Genomic DNA, 1,277 nt, shown 5'->3' on the forward strand with positions numbered 1-1,277 from the left:
TGAAGTGCTATACTAACGTTGTAACAGTAGTGGCTAATAAGATATAATAAATCCAATAGAGAAAAGAGGTAATTATCATGCCACAAAGTTACACACCCGAATTTAAGAAAAAAATAGTACGTCTTCATGAAGAGGAAGGTCGTACCTACAAAAGCATCACCGCTGAGTATGGGGTATCGAAAGCCAGCATTTCTAAGTGGTGTAGCGAGTTTAGTAAAGAATGCCAGTCAAGCCCGGAAGCCAAAGAAGATTATGACAACATGAAGGAGATGCTCAGACTCAAAAGAGAAAACGAAGAACTTCGTAAGGAGAATCTTTTCTTAAAAAAAGCGGCGGCATTCTTTGCAAAGGAAATCGATTAGAGGCTTATCGATTCATCGAACAATATCATAATGAATTTGGCATTCGCTGGCTGCTTGGACGGCTGGGTATATGCCCAAATGCTTATTACAACTACCGGAAACACCGGAAGGCGGATTATTATACCCTTAAAGCCGAAGTCCAAGCACAGATTCAGGAAATATATCATTCGCACAATGGAGTTGACGGCTATCGGAGTATGAAAGTCTATCTGAAGCGTAAAGGTTATTCTTACAGTAATACCACCGTTCATAAATATATGAACACAGAGCTTGGTCTCCGTTCGGTTGTCCGTCCCAAAAAACCAGGATATGAGCATGGAAACCCGCATAAAGTATTCGATAATAAGCTGAAGCAAAATTTCACAGCAGATGAAATCAATCGAAAATGGTGCACGGATTTCACTTATCTGTTCCTTGCAAATCATGAAGTACGCTATAACTGCACTATTATAGATTTGCATGACCGGAGTGTGATTGCCAGCATAACAGATCGTAACATTACCAGTGATCTTGCGATCCGGACGCTCCGAAAAGCGCTGGAATCGCAGCCAACAATCAAAGATGGTCTTATCTTACATTCTGACCAGGGCTCACAGTATACGTCCAAAGCATTTACCGAATTCTGCAAATCGGTAAATGTGACACAGAGCATGAGCAAAGCAGGATATCCGTACGACAATGCACCGATGGAGCGTTATTTCAATACCTTGAAGAATGAATGCACAAATTTGTATGAGTTTACAACAGAGGAAACACTCTATCAAAAGGTAGAAGAATTTGCATACGTTGATTATAATCATGTTCGTCCACACAGTTATAATGGTTATCGAACCCCATATGAAGCAAGGACGGCAGCATAAATTGATAAGCACTATTTTTTAGCCACAAGTGTTACAAAAAAGCTTGACCACAACA

The 1,277-nt window shown here is 40.3% G+C and carries 1 protein-coding gene; it reads left to right on the plus strand.

Features of this window, described 5'->3' with window-relative positions; all coding sequences use genetic code 11:
* Window positions 1-77: 77 nt before the first annotated feature.
* A protein-coding gene (locus tag ABCW45_RS17700; protein ID WP_343221292.1) for an IS3 family transposase occupies window positions 78-1,222 on the plus strand; the annotation gives its coding sequence in 2 pieces (ribosomal slippage) (window positions 78-315 and window positions 315-1,222; 1,146 coding nt in all).
* The last annotated feature ends 55 nt before the right edge of the window (window positions 1,223-1,277 follow it).

Origin of the sequence: Pilosibacter fragilis (assembly GCF_032490495.1) — a bacterium.
In the GTDB taxonomy this organism is placed as follows: domain Bacteria; phylum Bacillota; class Clostridia; order Lachnospirales; family Lachnospiraceae; genus Pilosibacter; species Pilosibacter fragilis.